The sequence below is a fragment of the Caenibius tardaugens NBRC 16725 genome (assembly GCF_003860345.1).
GTDB classification, from domain to species: domain Bacteria; phylum Pseudomonadota; class Alphaproteobacteria; order Sphingomonadales; family Sphingomonadaceae; genus Caenibius; species Caenibius tardaugens.
In genome coordinates this window covers 591,887-610,575 of record NZ_CP034179.1, presented here as the reverse complement: position 1 = coordinate 610,575, position 18,689 = coordinate 591,887, and the positions used below count along the sequence as shown (strand labels likewise).

Sequence of the window (18,689 nt, the reverse complement as noted above, 5' to 3'; positions counted from 1 at the left end):
TCCGATGGACATGCAATCTAGTGCGCCGCGTTCGCGCGGGAAGGGTGCGGCAGCATCCAGACCGGCAAAGAAGCGCGGCATCCCTCCTTTTCTGGTTCGCCAGTTCCACACGTGGCACTGGATGAGCAGTGCAATCTGTCTTGTCGGCATGTTGCTGTTTGCGATCACCGGGATCACGCTCAATCACGCGGCGTCCATCGAAAGCAGTGCTGTCGTCACGAACGAGGAGCGGGTTTTGCCCGCGGCCCTGCTCCCCACTCTGGAGAAGGGGGCTGGCGAAGCACCGGTTCCTGCGGCGGTTGCGCAATGGCTTGAAGGCGAACTCGACATCAGCATGAAGGGCCGCAAGCCCGAATGGAATGATGACGATCTCTATGTGGCCCTGCCACGGCCCGGCGGCGATGCGTGGGTTTCGGTGGATCGGGCAAGTGGCGATGTCACGTTCGAGGATACGGATCGCGGCTGGATCGCCTATTTCAACGACCTGCACAAAGGGCGTGACACCGGTACGGCATGGTCGTGGTTTCTCGATATTTTCGCCGTTGCCTGCATCATCTTTAGCCTGACCGGGTTTCTGTTGCTGCAACTGCACGCCAAAAAACGGCGGTCCACCTGGCCGATTGTCGGCGCCGGTGTGATCATCCCGATGTTTCTCCTCATTTTCCTGATGCACTGAACGCCGAAGGACGAACGACGAACGATGCGTAAAACACTTGTCTTTGCCGCTACTGGCCTGATCGCAACACCGGCCATGGCCGGTGAACTGACAGTCACGGTTGAAATTCCCCGGCTGAAGGTTGCCGAATACCACAAGCCCTACGTTGCGATCTGGATCGAGACAGCGGACGGGAAAGCCGTGAGCAATCTCGACGTTTGGTACGATATCGATCTGAAAGGCAAGGAAGCCGGCACCAAGTGGTTGCCCGATCTGCGTACCTGGTGGCGCAAATCCGGGCGCACCCTGGCCATGCCGGCGAACGGCATCAGCGGCCCGACCCAGGGGCCGGGAAGCTATACTCTGAAATTCCCCGAAGGGGCCCGGCCGCTCGGCAAATTGGCGCCGGGGGCCTACAAATTGCAGATTGAGGCCGCACGCGAAGTCGGCGGTCGCGAACTGCTGAGCCTTCCGTTCCAGTGGCCGGCCAAGGGCACCCGTACAGCGTCTGCCAAGGGGCAGTCTGAACTGGGGGCGGTGACCCTTACCGTAAAGCCCTGATCTATCAGTCATCCCTATACGAGAGGACACCATAATGTTTGCCAGAACCAGTTTGATTGCCGCAGGTTTCGCGCTTGGCCTGACCGCGCTTGCATCGAGCCCCGCCGAGGCACATCGTCGGTGGCTTCTGCCTTCGATGACCGTCTTTGCCGGACAGGAAGCCACGGCCAGTTTTGATGCGGCCACATCCAATCAGCTGTTTGTGTTCGAACATCGTGGTACGCCGCTGGATAATCTCACGATTACCGGACCGGATGGCAATCCGGTCTCGCCCGATATTATCGGGTCGGGCAAGCTGCGCAGCGCCTTTGAAGTGACGCTGAAGCAGCAGGGCACCTATCGCGTGGCGCTGGTCAGCGATGGTCTGGCAGGCTCATACGAATTGAACGGCGAACGCCAGCGTTGGCGCGGCACGAAGGAACAGTTGTCCCAGATCCCCGCGGGCGCGACCAAAGTGCAGGTTAGCGAAAACGCCTCGCGCACCGAAACGTTTGTGACACTGGGCGCCCCTAATGATGTCGCCCTGAAGCCGACTGGCAAGGGGCTGGAAATGATTCCGGTGACCCACCCGACCGATTTGGCCGCAGGTGAAGCCGCTGTCATGCGGTTCCTGCTCGATGGCCAGCCTGCTGCGGGGCTCGAAGTCGAATTCGTCGAAGGCGGGACGCGTTATCGCAATGACGCGGGCAGCCAGAAGCTGACCACCGATGCCAAGGGCGAAGTCACGTTGAACGCGAAGAACGCCGGGATGTATTTCCTCGAAACCGACAAGTCGGTCGAAGGCAAGGATGGCCAGCCCGGTCGTCGTGCATCCTATGTCGCGGTGCTGGAGTTCCTGCCGCTCTGACGGCGGGGTTTCTGGTCTTTTTGAAATGATGCGGGGGGATCAGGGTGAAGCGGGCGAACTGCTGCTTCCCCCCGGCATCACACGCGATGCCGTAAAGCCGCTGTCCGGCGGGCGGACCCTGCGCCTTGATGGCGAAACGATGGGGACATACTGGTCGCTGTCCGCAGTAGTCGATCCGGCGATAGACGACGGCGTGGTTCGTGCGCTGCTGTTGCGGGGCTTCGATCGTATCATCGCGCAGATGAGCCAGTGGGAACCGGAATCGGAGATAAGCCGGTTCAACCGGGCACCTGCGGGCAACGTGTTTCCGATCTCTGCTGAATTTGCCTACGTTCTCGATTGTGCTGTGCAGATCGCGGCCGCAAGCGGCGGTGCGTTCGATCCCACTCTGGGTGAGGTCAGCGAACAGTGGGGGTTTGGCGCCGGGCCTGCACCGGGGTGGCTGCCCACGCCCGGCAAGGAAGCCACGCGTTATCGCTGGGCCGATCTGCAACAGGACGAGACCGGCAGGCACATTCTGCAACCGGGCGGATTGCGGCTGGACCTGTCCGGGATCGCCAAGGGCTTTGCGGTCGATTACGGTATGCGGCAACTGGAACAGGCAGGCATTCGCCATGCCTTGCTGGAAATCGGCGGGGAACTGCGTGGGGCGGGGGTGCAGGCCGATGGCCTGCCATGGTGGGTTGATATCGATATCCCGCCAGGCAGCACCGCCATCCATGCTCGCGTCGCGCTGACGGGATGGTCGATCGCAACCTCCGGCAATTATCGCCGCCGCCGCAGTGCAGAAGGGCGATCCTGGTCGCACAGCCTTGATCCGGTGGGGGCGGTTCCCCTGTCTGATTACATGCTGTCAGCAACTGTCCTGCATCAAGGTTGCATGCAGGCCGACGCGCTGGCGACGGTCATCATGGTGCTTGGCCCTGATCATGGTCTGGCCTTTGCCGATGCCCATGGTATCCCCGCACGCATGGTTTCGGCCGATGGCACGGTGTGCAGCGCGGCCTGGCGGCATTGGGCCGATGACAGCATAAGTTAGGCGGGTGTGGACGGGCCATCCGGGCTGTTCAGCAGCATTTCTGCCATGGTGATGTTGACCCGATGGCTGTCGCGCATTTTGCGCAGATCGGCGTAGAGACCATCATCCCGCACGCGTGGCATCAGCGTTTCCAGCTTGCGGACGACCCATTGCTGGCCGCGATTGAGAAACGCGAGGCGTTCCCAGGGATCGGCAATCGCCATCGCCTTTTGATGAAAGGCGCCGCATCGCGTGGATACCGTGGCATCCAGCCGTTTGAGATAGCGCGCCAGCATGGCGCACCAATGCGCTTCGTCGCCACGCACCGCGCGCATCAGGTCACCATAGCCGGTATCGGGCGCATCCTTGGTGCTGGCATGGGCAATTCTGTCCCCTGCGCGTTCCGCCTCCAGCAATTCGGTCAGCGCGGCGATCAGTTCGTCCCGACCAGCGTAGCCCATGTAGATCGCATCGGCCTCATTCGCGTAGCATACGGGCGAGGATGGTTCGTCATCGGGCATGTGTCTTCTCCCTTGCGCTGGCCCGGTCAGGGCGCGGGTGGGCCGAGGATATGCGAGGAAATTTACCACTCATGGCGGCCTACGCATATTTCTTTTGATTTTTGCAGGGCAGGTGCGGAATGATGCTCGCGTCAGGAAGCAAAGTGATGACCGCCAAGTATCCGCTGCACCCCGAAACGATCGCTGCCACGCACGGAGTGGCCAGCGACACGGCATTCGGTGCCGTGACGCCACCTCTGGTCTTGTCGAGCACCTTTGAATTCGCCGGGTTCGAGCAACCGCGCACTTACGACTATGGCCGGGCCGGTAATCCCACCCGTGATATGCTGGCCGATGCGCTCGCCCGGCTGGAAGGCGGGGCAGGCGCGGTGGTGACGTCGAGCGGGATGGCCGCCATCGATCTGCTGGTCGGGCAACTCAGGCCCGACGATATCGTGATCGCCCCCAACGATTGCTATGGCGGCACCATGCGTTTGCTTAAGGCGCGCGCGGCACTGGGGCAGTTTTCCTTGCGGCTGGTTGACCAGCGCGATGCCGTGGCATTCGATGCCGCGCTGGATGGGCGGCCGACACTGGTGCTGATCGAAACGCCGAGCAATCCGTTGATGCGGATCGCGGATATCGCCGCATTGTCGGAAAAGGCCCATGCTGCGGGCGCTCTGGTCGGGGTGGACAACACATTTCTGTCCCCCGCCTTGCAACGCCCCCTGTCGCTCGGCGCGGACTATGTGATCCATTCGACGACCAAGTATCTCAACGGCCATTCGGATGTGATCGGTGGGGCGGTGGTTGCGAGTAATGCCGAACGGGCGGAACAACTGCGTTACTGGGCCAATGTAGTGGGTACCACCGGCGCGCCGTTCGATGCATGGCTGACCTTGCGGGGGTTGCGGACCCTGTTCGTGCGGATGGAGCGCGCGCAGGCCAATGCCATGGCTATCGCACGGTATCTGGAAGGCCATGCGGCGGTGGAACGCGTGCACTATCCGGGCCTTGAATCGCATCCGGGCCACGCGCTTGCCGCGCGCCAGCAAAGCGGTTTCGGTGCGATGTTAAGCTTCGATCTGCGTGGCGGTGGGGCCGCCGCAAAGCAATTTGTTGGCGCGTTCGATGTGCTGACGCTGGCGGAATCGCTGGGCGGTGTGGAAAGCCTCGTGGCGCACCCGGCAACCATGACCCATGCCGATATGGGTGAAGATGCGCGTGCCATTGCCGGGATTGGCGATAGCCTGCTGCGGCTGTCGATCGGGCTGGAAGCGCAAGAGGATTTGATCGCGGGGCTGGAAGCGGGCCTTGCTGCTTGCTCCAACTGAGATGCGATCAGGCTGAACGAATGCGTTTTTCGATGGTCTGTGCGGCATCCATCAGCAAGGCACGCACGCTCTCTTCATGGGCGGGGGTAACCTGTGCGATGTTGCGGGAAATCGAAATCGCCGCCGGAACCCTGCCATCGGGCATGCGGATCGGCGCGGCGATGCAAAAGAGGCCTTCCGCAATCTCACCATCGTCGATCGCGATACCCTGATTCCGGACCCGTTCCAGTTCCTGGGAAAGCTGCGCAGGATCGGTGATGGTGCGATCCGTCAGCGGTACAAAAGGGCCGGTGGCAAGATAGCCGCGCAACTGTTCCTCAGGCAGGTTGGCCAGCAGGACTTTGCCGATGCCGGAACAATAGGCTTCCAGTTGCATCCCGACTTTGGTGAACAGCGTGGCGGCACCCTGTCCGGCCTTGATCCGGTAGGTCACCATGTCGTTTTCGAACGTACCCAGTTGCACCACCGCGCGCAGGCGGCTGCCAAGCTGTTGCAATACCGGTGCGGCGACATTGGCGATGACCTGCTTTTCATCCAGCTTGTGCAGCAGGTCGAGCAGCCTTGGTCCGGCGATATGCCTACCGCCGCGGGTCGGCGTGAGATAACCTTCCACAATCAATGTCGCCACTTGCCGATGCGCGGTGGCAATGGGCGTGCCGATCCGGCGGGCAATCGTGGACACCGAATGTTCGCCCCCGTCGGCAATCACGGCCTCGAGCATGGCCAGGCTGCGCCGCAAGGAGGACAGGAGAGGAATACTATTTCTCATATATTGAGAAGTTGGGATGTCGGGCAACTGGATTCAAGAGTGCCAGCCTCCTACATGCGCGCAGTGATTGCACGCGGGCTATCGATGGTCAGAGCACTTGGTTGTCACGCGGGATGAGAGATGGAGGACAGCGATGTCACGAGTGAAGGCAGCGATTATCGGGTCGGGTAACATTGGCACCGATTTGATGATGAAGATGATCAAGAACCCGCAGAACATGGAACTGGTTGCGGTTGTTGGGATTGACGAGGCGAGCGAAGGTCTGGCGATGGCGCGTTCGCACGGGATTGCGACGACGCACGAAGGGATCGAGGGGCTGAAGAAGCTGTCGGTCTATCCTGAAATCGGGATCGCCTTCGATGCGACCAGCGCCTATGCCCACAAGGTTCATGACGAGGCGCTGCGCGCCGATGGCATTCAGGTGGTCGACCTGACGCCTGCCGCGATTGGCCCCTTCACCATTCCGCCGGTCAACATGACCGAGAACCTCGATGCGCCCAACGTCAACATGGTGACTTGCGGCGGGCAGGCGACGATCCCGATGGTCGCGGCCGTCAGCCGCGTGGCCAAGGTCCACTACGCAGAAATCGTCGCTTCGGTGTCCTCGCGTTCGGCAGGGCCGGGCACGCGTGCCAATATCGACGAGTTCACCCGCACCACGGCCAATGCCATCGAAAAGGTCGGCGGCGCGACCAAGGGCAAGGCGATCATCATTTTGAACCCTGCCGAACCGCCGATGATCATGCGCGATACGGTCTTCACGCTGTCGGAAGGCGCGGACGAAGAAGCGATCCGCCAGTCGGTCAAGGAGATGGCGGCCGAAGTGCAGAAGTACGTCCCCGGCTACCGTCTGAAGCAGGAAGTGCAGTTTGAACGCTTTGGCGACAACAACAAGCTGAAGATCCCCGGCATGGGCGAGTTCACCGGCATCAAGACGATGATCATGCTCGAAGTGGAAGGCGCAGGCGATTACCTGCCCAGCTATTCGGGCAATCTCGACATCATGACCGCGGCCGCCAAGGCCACGGGCGAACTGCTGGCACAGCGCCGTCTGGCTGCTGCGGCGAACGCTTGAGGAGATCCAGACAATGACCGGTAAACTCAACGTCGAAGCAGGCGACAAGCTTTACATCCAGGACGTGACGCTGCGCGATGGCATGCACGCCATCCGCCACATGTATGGCATCGATCACGTGCAGGCGATTGCCAGGGCGCTTGATCAGGCAGGCGTGGACGCAATCGAGGTGGCGCATGGCGACGGGCTTTCGGGCGCCAGCTTCAACTACGGCTTTGGCGCGCACACCGATTGGGAATGGATCGGTGCGGTGGCCGAAGTTCTGGAAAAGAGCGTTCTGACCACGCTGATCCTGCCCGGTGTGGGCACGGTGGAAGAACTGAAGCGCGCCTATGATCTGGGTGTGCGTTCGGTGCGCGTGGCAACGCATTGCACCGAAGCGGACGTATCGAAGCAGCATATCGGGATCGCGCGCGATCTGGGTATGGATGTCTCGGGCTTCCTGATGATGAGCCACATGATCGATGCCGAAGCACTGGCGCAGCAGGCGCTGCTGATGGAAAGCTACGGCGTGCAGTGCGTCTATGTGACGGACAGCGGCGGTGCGCTCGACATGGACGGGGTGCGTGATCGCCTTCAGGCCTATGACCGGGTGCTGAAGCCGGAAACGCAGCGCGGCATCCACGCGCACCACAACCTCAGCCTGGGCGTGGCGAACTCGCTGGTGGCCGCGCAGGAAGGCGCGGTGCGTATCGACGCCAGCCTTGCCGGCATGGGTGCCGGTGCTGGCAATGCGCCGCTGGAAGTGTTCATTGCGGCAGCGGATCGCAAGGGCTGGAACCATGGCTGCGATGTCATGGCGTTGATGGATGCGGCCGAAGACCTTGTCCGCCCGCTGCAGGACCGCCCGGTGCGGGTGGACCGCGAGACGCTGGCGCTGGGTTATGCCGGGGTCTACTCGAGCTTCCTGCGCCATGCGGAGAAGGCAGCGGAAACCTACGGCCTCGACACCCGTGCGATCCTCGTCGAACTCGGCCGCCGCAAGATGGTCGGCGGACAGGAAGACATGATCGTCGATGTCGCTCTCGATATGCTCAAGGAACAGGCAAACTGATAGGACGCTATGCCGAAGGGGACTCTGGCCGACAGCGGCAGATACTCCTTCGGCATCGTTGGAAAAGGAGGGGCGGCGCGCATGGCTGCAGCCCCGTTTGTGCGTTTTCAGACCTGGGTGACTTGGACCATCTGGGTCTTTCGCGCCTCACGTCGAATCCATTCTGCGTAAAGATCGGGATGCGTGTCGAAGCGTTCGGGCACGTGGTTGATGGCCATTGACTGGTCAACGAAAGGCTTCGCCAGTTCAGCATAGAGGGCATTGGTCGACAGGCCAAAGGGGGCCGCGTCTTCGTTGGAATAGGCGTAGGTTACGCTTGTGACCCCGGCCATGCGCATGGCCGCCATGCACATCGGGCATGGCTGCCCGCTGGCATAGACTTCACAACCCGTGAGATCAGAAGTTTGCAAGACCTGGCTCGCCTCACGCAAGGCGTTCATTTCTGCGTGCGCAGTGGGATCGTGCGTGACGTTGATTGTGTTGACCCCGATCGCAACAGCTTTGCCGTGCCTGGCGATGACCGCGCCAAACGGACGCCCCCCTTTGGCGACGTTGGAATAGGCCAGTCCGATTGCCTCTCGCAGAAAACGGCGTTGAATATCCATATGAAAACGCGATCCTTTCGATGAAGGGCATCACAGGCGGATAGGCGCAAAGAAGATTAAAAATCTTGCATTTGCAATGATTTATTTTCCAATTGTGAAAATTCTGGTGGATGTTGAAAGGGGGCGTAATCCCGAGTTTTGTCTCAAATCAGTGCTGACGAATGTGCGTCAGAATGATAATTATTTTCTGCCATGTCATGAAATTAAATATGATGATGAAGGTCATGCATGGGCAAAATACAGAAAAATAATACTTTAAATTAAATTAGTTATCTTATTCCTTTCTGAGGAGTCGATGTGGATGCTTGATCCGCGCCTTCTTCGTGCCTTCGTGGTTATAGTGGATTCCGGCGGATTTACCGCTGCTGCGGAGCGGTTGCACACCACGCAGTCCACGATAAGTCAGCAGTTGAGTCGTCTGGAAGAAGCCGTGGGGCATGTGCTGGTGCAGCGGGGTTCACGTCCGCCACGTCCGACCGAAGCGGGGGAGCGTCTGCTCTGCTACGCGCGGCGTATACTGGCCTTGCATGAAGAGGCGGAACTGCGGCTGGCGGATCCGATGGGGGCAATCCCGGTGCGTATCGGTTTACCCGATGATATCGCGGTTGCCACAATGAGCGAGGTTTTTGCGTTTTTTGCGCAGCAGCATCCGGAGATTCGGCTGGATGTTACGGCGGGCCTAAGCCGTGACCTGACCAGGCGCTATCGCGCGGGGGAGTTCGATGTCGTGGTGGTAAAGGAGCAGGCGCCTGCTGCGGATTGCATCGCGAGTTTCCCGGAAGTGATCGGCTGGTTCGAGAGCGCGCGTATAACGAAAGAATGGGGTGATCCCCTGCCGTTGGTCACGTTCCCTGTGGGGGGGCTGTATCGCGAAGAAATGTTCGCCCGCCTGGAAAGCGAACAGCGCCAATGGTATGTCTCTTTCACGGGCAACAGCCTGGATAGCGTTCTGGTGGCCGTGGAAGTGGGGCTGGGACTTTCTTTGATCCCGGTTATTGCGGCCAGCGCCTATGATGTGCGACCCTGTCATGCGTTCGCCGTTGATGGCCCGATGGCAACCTCGCTCTATGCGTGGGAAGCTGCGGGTGCCATAGGGGTTCTGGTTGAACTCATGGTCAGGGCGCTGTCGGAACGTTCCCGCGGCGTCGACGCGAAGAGGTGAACGTTGTCAGGGATTGCTGCCGCCAGATTGGCGGATGCGGCTGGTGATTTATGCATTGAAGCTGGCGTTGGCGGTTTGACAATGCGGGCCCTGGCTGACCGTGTCGGGGTCACACCGCCAGCGGTCGTCTATCATTTTCGCAATCGTGATCGTATTTTGCTGGCGGCTTTGGGCGCACTGCAGCGGCGCATTGCCGTCGCCTACGATGCGATTGGTGTCGCGCTCTCTTCGGCTGGCGATGGCGGTTTCGGCGCCGAGGCGGTGTTTTCAGCGGCGCTTGTTGACGTGCTTGCGCGGACCGGCCGTGCCTTTGCTGCCAGTGACGAGATTGCACGGACGCTGGCAATCAGCGAGGAATCGGCGGGTGCCGATGCTGTGTTCCGGCTGATGTCGGGTGAGGCGCAGGCGTTCTGGGCGGGTTTGCCGTGTGATGGGAATGTGCTGGACGCGGAGGCGCGGATGCTTTGCGGCGTCGTTGCCGCGGGCGTCGTGCCGTTTGCGATGCTGGACGGGGTTGCTGTCCGCCGAAATGCGCAGATTATCCAGTTGATGTCCCGTCTGGTGAGGCGATTGACCGGTCAGTGCGTGGATCTGATGGGGGATTGGACTCCATTGGCGCTGCTGGAGGACGAGCAGCGGCCCGATGGCAAGCAGCAGATTGTGGAAGCGACGATCCGTCTTAGCGGTCGGTTGGGTATCGCCGGGCTGACGCACCGTAATATTGCGGCGGAAGCGGGGCTTTCTGCTGCTGCGACGACCTATTTCTACCCCACCAAGGAGGACATCGTGAGAGATGCCGCGCGGGCTGTTCAGGTGCGTGCGGTCAATGATGTTCTGGTGGGCGATGTGCCTCCACCGCAGTTCCTTTCGCGGATCATATTGGATGAAAATTGCGATGAGAGGAACGATATCGCAGCGCTGACGGCGTTCATGAATGCTGCCACGCATTTTGGCGAATTTGATTATCTTGCGGAAACGTTTCGCAATCTTCGCGGATTGGCGGCCGTAAGCTGGTTGCATGCACGAGGGTATGTCGAGGTGGACAGGCTGGATGGGATAATCTGGTCAGCGGCTACCACCATTCTGACGCAACGGGCGTTGCGCATGCCTCGGGCTGCGCGTGCGGAATATCTCGACACGACATCAGATGTCTGGTTGCGTCGTATATTCGACAGAAATCGAGCTGTACAAATATAAAGTTCATTCTTGACCACCCTTGGTCGCGGTCATAGATTCTTTCCAAATTTGAGAATAATATGCAGAATGTCGTGCGATTCTGTGTGTGTCTATGACTGTTCTTGTGTTCAGTTTAGGTAGGTGGCGGCCGCGTCGCCAAGGGGAGCCCAATATGCGTCCATCTCTTGTCCTCTCGCTCCTGCCGATGCTTGCGGCCGGTATCGCGGAGGCCGCTACGCCGGCATCTGCCTCTACATTCGTCGCTGCGTCCTTGCCGCAGCTTGGGGCGACGGGTTTCGATCCCGCCCTTGCCCCCGCCGATATCGAAGCATTAACGGGCGAAGCGTTCTACTGGGGCCTGAACATCGCGGGGTTCTACGAATTGCGCTATGTCTATACCCAGTTCGAAGGCCAGCCTGCCTTCCGCGGCGTGAACCGCATGCAGGCCAATGATCGCCTGATGGATGCGTCGGTCCGCTATGCGACAACGGTCAACGCCTCTACGCTCTATTCCGGTGGTGCGTTCGATGTTTCGCGCGAACCCGTGGTGGTTGAAATTCCGGCGGTGACGGACAAACGCTACTGGAGCGTTCAGGCGGGCGACCAGAATGTGAACTGGTTCATGAAAGTCGGCTCGCAATTCACCGGTAATGATCCGCAGCGCTATGTGATTGTCGGCCCCCGGTGGCGCGGCATGCTGCCCCCGAATTTCTTTCGACGCAAATCTATCGGGCAACCTCTGACAGTTTTACCCTGGCCGTGCGGGTCGCGGTAACGGACCGGAGCGATGCGGATATGGCCGCGGCACGCAAGCTGGTGCACAGCGTGGCTGCTGCCCCGCTCAGCCTGTGGAGCGCCGCCGGTGGTGTGATCCCGCCCTTGGCGCAACAGCCTGTCGTGAAGGGCACCTACCGCAATATGCCCCGGATGAAGGAGATCGTGGACTATGGCCGGACCATGACCGCGATCGATTATCTGCAACTGCTCAGTCTTGCCATCAACGATCCGACAATGACCCGGCGCAGCGATTCAGCGAAGGAACTGGCGACGCTGGCAAAGCTCGAGAAGCTTGGCCTGCGGGAAGGGGTTCTGCTCGACCCTGCGCAGTTGACGCCAGCACAGGTTACCGCAGCCCAGACGGGTTTCGATGCAGCCCGCAAGAAGGCCAAGCAGGCACTGGAGGCAAGCCTGATCGATATGAATGGCTGGCGTCTGCAATCGTCGCTGTTCCATGACGATCTCGACTATGTGACCAAAGCCGGTTCTGACGACGTGGCATGGGGTACGCCGGTGCCCTTCGAATCCCACACGATCGCCTATGTTTTTCGGGACAGTAGCGGGCAGGTGCTGGATGGCGACCGACGTTATACGTTGACGCTCGATCTCGCCAACTTGCCGCCGGTGACGGAGTTCTGGGAATTGCCGGTTTACGATTCCGCCGGATATTTCATTCCGAACCCGATCGATCGTTACAGCGTGACCAGCTATCAATTGGCGGCGGGCCAATTTGCGCAGAAGGATGGAAAAGTGACGTTCTATCTGCAACCGGATCGACCCAAAGATCCCGAGCAGGCCCGCAACTGGTTGCCAACCGCCAAAGGGGACAGTTTCCAGCTCGCCGCGCGTTTCTATGGGCCCAAGGCGCCGCTGATCGACGGCACATATGCCATGCCGCAGATCATGGCGCAGAAGGGCAGTTAGCGCGCGGGATCGCGGTGTCGGGCAAGGGTTGTCCTGCCCGGCGGTATTAGCCGAACGTCTGGCGCCAACGCGCGAGTTCCGTCCAGACCGGATCGTCCGGGCCATGGCCGCCTTGTGCGGAACTGGCCGTGTGGGGGCTGGGCAGGGCGGGTTCTTCGCGTGACCAGTCGATCACCCGGCGGCGGCGGGCAAAGAGCCAGCGCCCGTGATGTTTGACGTAACGGTCGAGATAACGCCCGCCGCCAATGAACTGCACCGGCCGTTCGCCATCGATGATATGATAATTCACGGTGTAGACTTCCGCTTCGGCTTCGTTGCCGAACAGGCGAATAATCATATTCCCAACAACATGCTGGGTACGCATCGATCCCATCGATGGTCGCAGCCATGCGATAAAGGCATCAATTTCCCCGCAGAATGCAGCACCGTGATCCTGAATGGCGCCGGGGGCGTAGAGGCTGGCAAGCAGATCGTAGTCGTGCCGGTCCACAGCGTGGCTGTAGCGTGCGACAAGATCGGTAATCTCGGCCCTGTCAGCGAGGCCCTGCAACGAAAAGTTGGTCGTGTGGTCGGTATCGTCCATGCGTGCAGCCTCCTGTCAAAACCGGTGGAGCAATCCGCGCTGGCGGGCGGCGATTTGCGCCGCGCGGCCTGCTGCGTCGATACGCCCGGATTGACCCAGAACAGCGTCGAGTTTTTCGATCGCAACACGTTCCATTGTCGGCCGGGCGAGATGATCGACCCCAATCCAGCGGAAGGTGACAAAGCCTTCCGAATGACCTGAGGCGTCAAGCCAGTTGGGCACGCCGGGATCGGTATGGGCAATCACCAGCAGCAGTTCCCCATCGTCTTCCCGGTGGGCGTAATGGTGATTGGTGCTGGCCAACCGGTCGCGATAATCCATGCTTTCCCACCAAGCATTGCCCAGTTCCACCGACCAGTATCGCGCCTGTGGGGGATGGACCCGGATAATCAGCGCCTCACCCGGCGGCAAGGTCCAGTAGGCGGTCAGCGGTTCGCCGCCCGGTGTGGCATCGATCCGGTTGGTAACGGTTTCGCTGTAGGTGCGGAACGTGCCTGGTTGCTGTTTCCAGCGGGCCAGCATTTCGGCCCAGTACCGCACGGACCAGCCAAGCCATTGCGATGATCGGACAAGGCCATCGCCAAGCTCTGTCGGGGACGGCACCGGGCGGGCTGCGACGGGGCCGATCCGTTCAATCGCCGCGCGCATGGGGCGTTCGCTTTCCCAATCGCCGAAGAACTGCCGGATGGTGACGCGATAGGTTTCAGGGCTGGTCCGCAGCCAGTTGGGACCGTGCTGTTCGGGGCCGATGTCGATGGTGAACCGGCCGTCTGCGTCTGTTTGCAGATTGTCGCCCAGCAGCATGCCGGCAACCCCGCCGCCGAACGGTGTGCCGCCACTTTCCACTGCAGTGATCGCGACATAGTCGGCGCTGCCACGATGGCCGGATATGCGATAGTGATCGGTACCGTTGATCGGGGCGCCGAGATAGAGCGCATCGGGATTGTCGCCGCCCTGTTTCCGGATCGGGTCGAAATAATGCAGCAATTGCGGGTGGAGCGGATCGCAATTCTCGAATTCGAACTGCAGCGCCAGCGCAATATTGCGGGCGATCTGGCGCAGGCCCGCCACGCGGTCGGCGGGGGCATCGGGCATGGCCGGATCGAACGCATATTCGCCTGCCTGCTTCAGGTCATCGCAAAAGGCATGCCATGCCGAACGCAGCGCGGCCGTATCATCCGGCATGGGCGACAATCTCGTCTGGCACGGCAAAGCGATCCTGATAACGGCGGAAGAGATCGCGTTGCCGTATGATATCCGCCTCTGTGCCCGTATCGTAGGTGTGCACGCCGAATTTGTGCCGTGGTTTGTGCGCGATGTAGGATCGCACCGCCTCGCTGGCCTTGTCGTCGAGCGTGAGGCCCACGCGCTTGTACAGCGTAGCAACTGCCTGTTCCGGATCGTTGATCAGGTCGGCGTAAAGTGACGCGGATATGCGCGATGCGGGCACATCGCCTGCATCGATCCAGTCGATCAGCCGGTTCAGCCGCGCGGCCACCCCGTCCGGTGTCATCAGGGCTTCGAATTCACTGACATTAAACGGCTTGGTACTGCGCATCCAGAACAGCGTCGCCAGCATGTTCGTGATCGATGCATTGGCCTTGATCGGATCGCGATGCGTCACGATCACGCGTGCATCCGGGAACACGTCGAACAGGGTTGGCAGATAGGACAAGTGCGATGGCGATTTGAGCAGCCAGTGCTTGCGCGGATTGCGCCACTGCAAGAGTTTCAGGAGCCGGGCATAGTATTGCAGGGCAGGCTTCATGTCTGCGCTGGCCAGCCATGCGGCATATTCGCCGGCCGGTGCCTTGGACGGCATGTTGTCGCTACGGAAGGAGGCTTCGTAAACGGCCACGCATTCGGCGGGGATCCATCCCCCGCTTTCGTGCATCGCCTGCCAGGGCGGGGCCGCGCGGCCCCATTGCGTGAGCAATTGATGCGCCACATCCGCCCGTGGATCGCTGCGATAGGTGGCCGCTTCGGGGGGTGGGCAGGGGAACATCGCTTCCCAACTGCTCGGCACGCCGAACTGGCCATCTTGCGATAACAGTTCAAACAGGATCGATGTGCCCGACCGCCCAAGCCCGGTGATAAACACCGGCGCGTCGATCACTTCATCCTCGATTTCGGGGTGAAGGCGATAGGTTTCCTCAACCCGAAGACGCACTTCGAGCAGGTTGATCAACTCGTTCCGGGTCATGATCCGGCCGAACAGGTGCAGCTCGGCCTCATTGTCCAGCGAACGCGTCAGGATGTCGAACGGTTCGCGCCAGTCGTCGCTGCCAAAATCGGCCAGCCCGGTGCGTTGCATGGCCGTGGCAATAAGGTTCTGCGCGTCGAGCGGCACGATGGCGGCCGGGTCCATGTAACGACATTCGTCGATGATCCGGGCCAACCATTCGGGGCGCTCTGGCGCTTGCCAGAACTGCACTGGCGTGTTCACGCCGCGTTGGCTTTCGGTGCCATGGCGGCGGCGATCCGGGCCTTCATCGGTTCCACCCATTCGCGCTTCAGTTGTTCGGAAAGCAGGCCGGCATCGTCCAGTTCGTCGCACAGCACCATCTGGTGTCCGATATCGAACATGTCGGTCTGGCGGATGAATTTCCCATTTCCGCCATAAGTGATGAACGAGACGCCATGGGTGTCATAATGTGTGCCGTCAGGCCGCAGGCTGGGGCCGCGATTGAGCCAGTGGGTGACGATTTCATTCCCGTTCACGGCATATCCGACATAGGGGAATGACCAGCCTTCCCAACCGGTGGCCATATCGCGCCCGTAATGCGTCGCGCGGATTTCATCGACGCCATTGGCAACGACCGGCATAACCCCGCCGTACTGACAATCGTACACGGCATCGGTGTGATAGAATTCGTCCGCCAGCCAACTCCAGGTGTTGGTTTCCTCAGCCTTCTTGAACGCTTCGATCAGGCGTTCGACGGTATCTACGACTTCATCCTGTGCATATGTCATCATGCTCTCCACGCGATCATGGCGGCCTTGGCCGGTTCCTGTTTGTGCAGGAACGTGCCGCATGCCTGCGCAATCGTCAAAGGCATGGCCGGTTATGGCTTTGTTTATCCGGCCATCATTTTAACGGTGCCGAACGGTCAGGTCTGACCGATCAAGCTGGTCAGAGGATCAGGGCGCCGCGATCGGGCTCTCGCTGTTTCCAGCCGCAATCGCTGCGCCCTGACTGGGGCGTTATTCCACCAGTTGCCCGCTGTGAATGGCCCGATCGTCCGTCAGTGCGGCCCAGCCGTTGGCTTTCAGCTCGGCCAGAGGCACGCAATAGGATGCGACTTCGGGCGGGACGGCGCATTTGATGAAGCGCAGGCTCATCGTGCCGTGCACATGGCCGAAACTGTCGATCCAGTTGCCGCCAATGCCGGGGTTTTCTTCCGAGATGACCACCCGCACTGTGCCATCGGCTTCGTGGCGGGCCATCATGCCATTGATGTAGCCGCCCTTGTGTTCATAAGTGTCCAGGTTTTCCTGAAAGATGTTGAGCAACTGGAAAATCCAGTATTCGGCCGGTGGTGTGGCAAAGTGAAACACCAGTGCCATATCCTTGGGCTTGTCCCACATGCCGAAGGCATGATGGCGGTCGGCGACGCCGCCGTTGCTGAGATAGACGGTGCGCGAAAATTGCAGCTGGTTGGCCCGGGTCGCCAGATTGTCGAACCACCATGTCCGTTCCAGTTCGGCATAGCCGCGCACCATCTGCGCCGCCCGGGCGAGATTGGTCGCCAGTTCTTCCGGTTTGACCGGGCGCTGTTTCGGATTGTCCAGCCGTTCGATCTGGAATGTGGGGGCCACTTCCTTGTCCCGATCCTGATGCACCAACCGGATCAGCAGGCCCACGGTATCGTCGTCGATCTTCAGCCAGTCGCGGCCATCGGCCGGCTTTTCGGGGCTGCAGATGATCTCGAAATTGCCGTCCGCATCGAACTGAACGGCGTCGCTCTGCAGAAAATCGGTCGTGTAGAGCATGGCAGGGTCGAATTCCTTCACGCTGTCGGCACCCTTGTCGGCCCAATCCTGCGCGCCGACATTGCGATCCTGGCTGGCTTTCCATGCGGCCATGACAAAATAGGGTAGCGTGCCGCGATTGCCCCAGACGCGGTAGGAATGGCCCGGTTCGTACCATTCGGATAACAGGTGATCCTGATCCGGGGTTTGGGCGTTGATCGAACACCGGAATGGCGTGTCGCGCAGCCGTGGGTGATCGGGTTCGCTGTTTTCCACGAACCGTTCGAGGCCATTGCGCAGCAGGCGACTGAGGTGGCGATACCATTCGGTCCGGTCGAGATCGTTCGGAACATCGCCCCAGCGGTCAATTTCATGGCCTGTCAGGCGGACCGTTTCGCAAAAATCGTCCCATGCCTTACCGGTCAGCACGCGGTTTGCCGCAATATCGTTTGTCATGCTTCTATCCTTTCTGGAACAGGGGGTGTGCCGTTGCCGCGCCGCGTGATGATGGCCACGGCAAAGCCGGCAAACAGGGCGACGCCAAGTGCGAGAAAACCGCCATGCACACCGAAAGCGGCGCGCAAGGGAAGAATGATCAGCGGGCTGAGAAATTCGCTCAGGAATATGGTGCCGAACAGCAGGCCAATGGCCCGGCCCCGTGTCGGTTGCGGTGTTCGTGCGATCAGCACGCTGGTGAAATGGGGTGAAAACAGACCGGTGCCAGTACCCAGCAGCATACATCCGAACGCCGCGCCCCAGGCGTCGCTCGACTGGCTGAGTGTGGTCGTGCCCAGCGCGTAGGCCAGAATGATCAGCGCCAGGGTCCCGCGTTCCTTCAGCCGTTGCCGGATGGGGCCGTAGAGCGCGGCCGACACGATGGTCAGTGCCGCGCTGGATGCGATCACGCGTGACCGGGTGATGGGATCGGTAATTCCGCTGCTTTCCAGCAGGAAGGGCACTTGCGTGGCCGGAAGCATCATCAGGCCCGCCATGGCGAGAACCAGCGCATAGACCGGCCACAGCGGGGCGAGCACGCCGATAAGCGGGGGATTTGCCTCCGCATCAGTCGTGGGCCTTACTGCGGGCACCGCCAGCAGAGCGAGAACAAAGAGAGGCACCGCGATGAGATAGATCGCAAACGGTAATCGCCAGTCTGTGGTCCCGATTATGCCTGACAGGAGGACAGCGCTCATCGCCGTCACCCCGGCGATGGAATCCTGAATGCCGATCACCCGGCGGCGGCGCAGTTCGTCGAAACGTTCGCCGATCAGCCATGTGGCGGTGGTCGCGATACAGGAACCGGCAAGACCGAGCAGGAACCGTGAAATCAGAAGCGCGAGAGCGCTATTGAGATAAAGGCCCGCGGAACCGGCAGCCGCAAACAGGGCGAAAGCCCCGATAATCAGCCATCGGGGGCCGATGCGGTCGATCAGGAAACCGCCGGCAGGGCCGCCCAGCATCAGGCCCATCGCTGGCGCGGTCATGATCCACTGCGCGATCAGGGTGCTTTCTTCCTGAGAGCCGAAATGGCGGGCAATGGCTGGCAGGACGGGCGCGATAGTGGAGAAGGTCAGCGCCATCAGCGGTGGCCCTGATAGCATGACCACGAGCAGCGCAATCCATTGCGCCCCGCCTATGGCCCGCAGGCGGGTTGCTGCTTCGCTCACCAGAGTTTGA

General features: G+C 60.7%; 20 protein-coding genes. 11 read left to right on the top strand and 9 right to left on the bottom strand.

The features are described from left to right. Window positions 1-10 precede the first annotated feature (10 nt). From EGO55_RS02950 to EGO55_RS02935, 4 genes are read left to right on the top strand one after another with little or no spacing between them, the layout of a single operon-like run. Window positions 11-676, top strand: a complete 666-nt coding sequence (locus EGO55_RS02950) for a PepSY-associated TM helix domain-containing protein (protein ID WP_084620220.1) — start codon at window positions 11-13, stop codon at window positions 674-676. Between the two features lie 24 nt (window positions 677-700). After that, a complete protein-coding gene (locus EGO55_RS02945; RefSeq protein ID WP_021691038.1) occupies window positions 701-1,216 on the top strand; it encodes a DUF2271 domain-containing protein in 516 nt (171 codons plus the stop codon). A gap of 34 nt (window positions 1,217-1,250) precedes the next feature. After that, window positions 1,251-2,063 carry a DUF4198 domain-containing protein gene (locus EGO55_RS02940; RefSeq protein WP_021691037.1) on the top strand — a complete coding sequence of 271 codons (813 nt, stop codon included), beginning with the start codon at window positions 1,251-1,253 and terminating at the stop codon, window positions 2,061-2,063. A 25-nt stretch (window positions 2,064-2,088) separates the two neighbouring features. Then, window positions 2,089-3,102, top strand: coding sequence for an FAD:protein FMN transferase (locus EGO55_RS02935; protein ID WP_021691036.1), 1,014 nt, complete (start codon window positions 2,089-2,091; stop codon window positions 3,100-3,102). On the opposite strand, the gene EGO55_RS02930 is transcribed toward EGO55_RS02935, so the two are convergent. Next, complete coding sequence (locus tag EGO55_RS02930) at window positions 3,099-3,602, bottom strand: DUF6306 domain-containing protein (RefSeq protein WP_021691035.1); 504 nt, start codon at window positions 3,600-3,602, stop codon at window positions 3,099-3,101. The two genes, EGO55_RS02935 and EGO55_RS02930, sit on opposite strands and share 4 nt — an antisense overlap. A 146-nt stretch (window positions 3,603-3,748) precedes the next feature. Here EGO55_RS02930 and metB point away from each other — a divergent pair, with 146 nt between their 5' ends. Continuing rightward, window positions 3,749-4,915 (top strand): cystathionine gamma-synthase, encoded by a 1,167-nt coding sequence (gene metB / locus EGO55_RS02925; RefSeq protein WP_021691034.1) that lies wholly within the window; start codon window positions 3,749-3,751, stop codon window positions 4,913-4,915. A gap of 7 nt (window positions 4,916-4,922) precedes the next feature. Here the strand turns inward: metB and EGO55_RS02920 are convergent, their stop codons facing one another. Then, window positions 4,923-5,684: an IclR family transcriptional regulator gene (locus tag EGO55_RS02920; protein WP_084620188.1), complete on the bottom strand. Its 762-nt coding sequence runs from the start codon at window positions 5,682-5,684 to the stop codon at window positions 4,923-4,925. 133 nt (window positions 5,685-5,817) lie between these two features. On the opposite strand from EGO55_RS02920, the gene EGO55_RS02915 reads away from it, so the two are divergent. Both EGO55_RS02915 and dmpG read left to right on the top strand, forming a co-directional pair. Beyond that, complete coding sequence (locus EGO55_RS02915) at window positions 5,818-6,759, top strand: acetaldehyde dehydrogenase (acetylating) (protein WP_124916680.1); 942 nt, start codon at window positions 5,818-5,820, stop codon at window positions 6,757-6,759. 13 nt (window positions 6,760-6,772) lie between these two features. After that, window positions 6,773-7,813 carry a 4-hydroxy-2-oxovalerate aldolase gene (gene dmpG / locus EGO55_RS02910; RefSeq protein WP_124916679.1) on the top strand — a complete coding sequence of 347 codons (1,041 nt, stop codon included), beginning with the start codon at window positions 6,773-6,775 and terminating at the stop codon, window positions 7,811-7,813. Window positions 7,814-7,920: 107 nt separating this feature from the next. On the opposite strand, the gene EGO55_RS02905 is transcribed toward dmpG, so the two are convergent. Continuing rightward, complete coding sequence (locus EGO55_RS02905) at window positions 7,921-8,418, bottom strand: nucleoside deaminase (RefSeq protein WP_021689495.1); 498 nt, start codon at window positions 8,416-8,418, stop codon at window positions 7,921-7,923. 301 nt (window positions 8,419-8,719) lie between these two features. Between EGO55_RS02905 and EGO55_RS02900 the strand changes: the two genes are divergently transcribed. The 4 genes from EGO55_RS02900 to EGO55_RS20775 all read left to right on the top strand — a co-directional run bounded on the left by EGO55_RS02900 (window position 8,720) and on the right by EGO55_RS20775 (window position 12,457). Next, window positions 8,720-9,580, top strand: a complete 861-nt coding sequence (locus EGO55_RS02900; RefSeq protein WP_040715192.1) for a LysR family transcriptional regulator — start codon at window positions 8,720-8,722, stop codon at window positions 9,578-9,580. A 3-nt stretch (window positions 9,581-9,583) separates the two neighbouring features. Then, a complete protein-coding gene (locus tag EGO55_RS21350; RefSeq protein WP_084619949.1) occupies window positions 9,584-10,777 on the top strand; it encodes a TetR family transcriptional regulator in 1,194 nt (397 codons plus the stop codon). Between the two features lie 151 nt (window positions 10,778-10,928). Further along, window positions 10,929-11,531, top strand: a complete 603-nt coding sequence (locus EGO55_RS20780) for a DUF1254 domain-containing protein (protein ID WP_201798921.1) — start codon at window positions 10,929-10,931, stop codon at window positions 11,529-11,531. Window positions 11,532-11,551: 20 nt separating this feature from the next. Next, window positions 11,552-12,457: a DUF1214 domain-containing protein gene (locus EGO55_RS20775; protein ID WP_201798920.1), complete on the top strand. Its 906-nt coding sequence runs from the start codon at window positions 11,552-11,554 to the stop codon at window positions 12,455-12,457. Window positions 12,458-12,503: 46 nt separating this feature from the next. Here the strand turns inward: EGO55_RS20775 and EGO55_RS02885 are convergent, their stop codons facing one another. The 6 genes from EGO55_RS02885 to EGO55_RS02860 form a co-directional block, all read right to left on the bottom strand. Continuing rightward, the gene (locus tag EGO55_RS02885; protein ID WP_021689491.1) at window positions 12,504-13,040 is read right to left on the bottom strand and encodes a nuclear transport factor 2 family protein; all 537 of its coding nucleotides are present in this window, start codon (window positions 13,038-13,040) and stop codon (window positions 12,504-12,506) included. A gap of 15 nt (window positions 13,041-13,055) precedes the next feature. Then, complete coding sequence (locus tag EGO55_RS02880; protein WP_021689490.1) at window positions 13,056-14,225, bottom strand: DUF1214 domain-containing protein; 1,170 nt, start codon at window positions 14,223-14,225, stop codon at window positions 13,056-13,058. Next, window positions 14,215-15,546 (bottom strand): sulfotransferase family protein, encoded by a 1,332-nt coding sequence (locus tag EGO55_RS02875; RefSeq protein WP_052023641.1) that lies wholly within the window; start codon window positions 15,544-15,546, stop codon window positions 14,215-14,217. Before EGO55_RS02875 ends, EGO55_RS02880 begins: the two co-directional genes overlap by 11 nt. Next, window positions 15,483-16,013 carry a nuclear transport factor 2 family protein gene (locus tag EGO55_RS02870; protein WP_021689488.1) on the bottom strand — a complete coding sequence of 177 codons (531 nt, stop codon included), beginning with the start codon at window positions 16,011-16,013 and terminating at the stop codon, window positions 15,483-15,485. The genes EGO55_RS02875 and EGO55_RS02870 overlap by 64 nt, the downstream gene beginning before the upstream one ends. A gap of 231 nt (window positions 16,014-16,244) precedes the next feature. Continuing rightward, window positions 16,245-17,468 (bottom strand): DUF1214 domain-containing protein, encoded by a 1,224-nt coding sequence (locus EGO55_RS02865; RefSeq protein WP_021689487.1) that lies wholly within the window; start codon window positions 17,466-17,468, stop codon window positions 16,245-16,247. Beyond that, window positions 17,465-18,679: an MFS transporter gene (locus EGO55_RS02860; RefSeq protein WP_161566004.1), complete on the bottom strand. Its 1,215-nt coding sequence runs from the start codon at window positions 18,677-18,679 to the stop codon at window positions 17,465-17,467. The genes EGO55_RS02865 and EGO55_RS02860 overlap by 4 nt, the downstream gene beginning before the upstream one ends. Between the last annotated feature and the right edge of the window lie 10 nt (window positions 18,680-18,689).

Coding starts and splice junctions, on each gene's coding strand:
- EGO55_RS02880 (WP_021689490.1), bottom strand. CDS start 14,225: ATGCCGGATGATACGGCCGCGCTGCGTTCGGCATGGCATGCCTTTTGC.
- EGO55_RS02905 (WP_021689495.1), bottom strand. CDS start 8,418: ATGGATATTCAACGCCGTTTTCTGCGAGAGGCAATCGGACTGGCCTAT.
- EGO55_RS02930 (WP_021691035.1), bottom strand. CDS start 3,602: ATGCCCGATGACGAACCATCCTCGCCCGTATGCTACGCGAATGAGGCC.
- EGO55_RS02920 (WP_084620188.1), bottom strand. CDS start 5,684: ATGAGAAATAGTATTCCTCTCCTGTCCTCCTTGCGGCGCAGCCTGGCC.
- EGO55_RS02935 (WP_021691036.1), top strand. CDS start 2,089: ATGATGCGGGGGGATCAGGGTGAAGCGGGCGAACTGCTGCTTCCCCCC.
- metB (WP_021691034.1), top strand. CDS start 3,749: ATGACCGCCAAGTATCCGCTGCACCCCGAAACGATCGCTGCCACGCAC.
- EGO55_RS02885 (WP_021689491.1), bottom strand. CDS start 13,040: ATGGACGATACCGACCACACGACCAACTTTTCGTTGCAGGGCCTCGCT.
- EGO55_RS02875 (WP_052023641.1), bottom strand. CDS start 15,546: ATGGGTGGAACCGATGAAGGCCCGGATCGCCGCCGCCATGGCACCGAA.
- EGO55_RS02915 (WP_124916680.1), top strand. CDS start 5,818: ATGTCACGAGTGAAGGCAGCGATTATCGGGTCGGGTAACATTGGCACC.
- EGO55_RS20775 (WP_201798920.1), top strand. CDS start 11,552: ATGGCCGCGGCACGCAAGCTGGTGCACAGCGTGGCTGCTGCCCCGCTC.
- EGO55_RS02870 (WP_021689488.1), bottom strand. CDS start 16,013: ATGACATATGCACAGGATGAAGTCGTAGATACCGTCGAACGCCTGATC.
- EGO55_RS20780 (WP_201798921.1), top strand. CDS start 10,929: ATGCGTCCATCTCTTGTCCTCTCGCTCCTGCCGATGCTTGCGGCCGGT.
- EGO55_RS02940 (WP_021691037.1), top strand. CDS start 1,251: ATGTTTGCCAGAACCAGTTTGATTGCCGCAGGTTTCGCGCTTGGCCTG.
- EGO55_RS02950 (WP_084620220.1), top strand. CDS start 11: ATGCAATCTAGTGCGCCGCGTTCGCGCGGGAAGGGTGCGGCAGCATCC.
- EGO55_RS02865 (WP_021689487.1), bottom strand. CDS start 17,468: ATGACAAACGATATTGCGGCAAACCGCGTGCTGACCGGTAAGGCATGG.
- EGO55_RS02900 (WP_040715192.1), top strand. CDS start 8,720: ATGCTTGATCCGCGCCTTCTTCGTGCCTTCGTGGTTATAGTGGATTCC.
- EGO55_RS02945 (WP_021691038.1), top strand. CDS start 701: ATGCGTAAAACACTTGTCTTTGCCGCTACTGGCCTGATCGCAACACCG.
- dmpG (WP_124916679.1), top strand. CDS start 6,773: ATGACCGGTAAACTCAACGTCGAAGCAGGCGACAAGCTTTACATCCAG.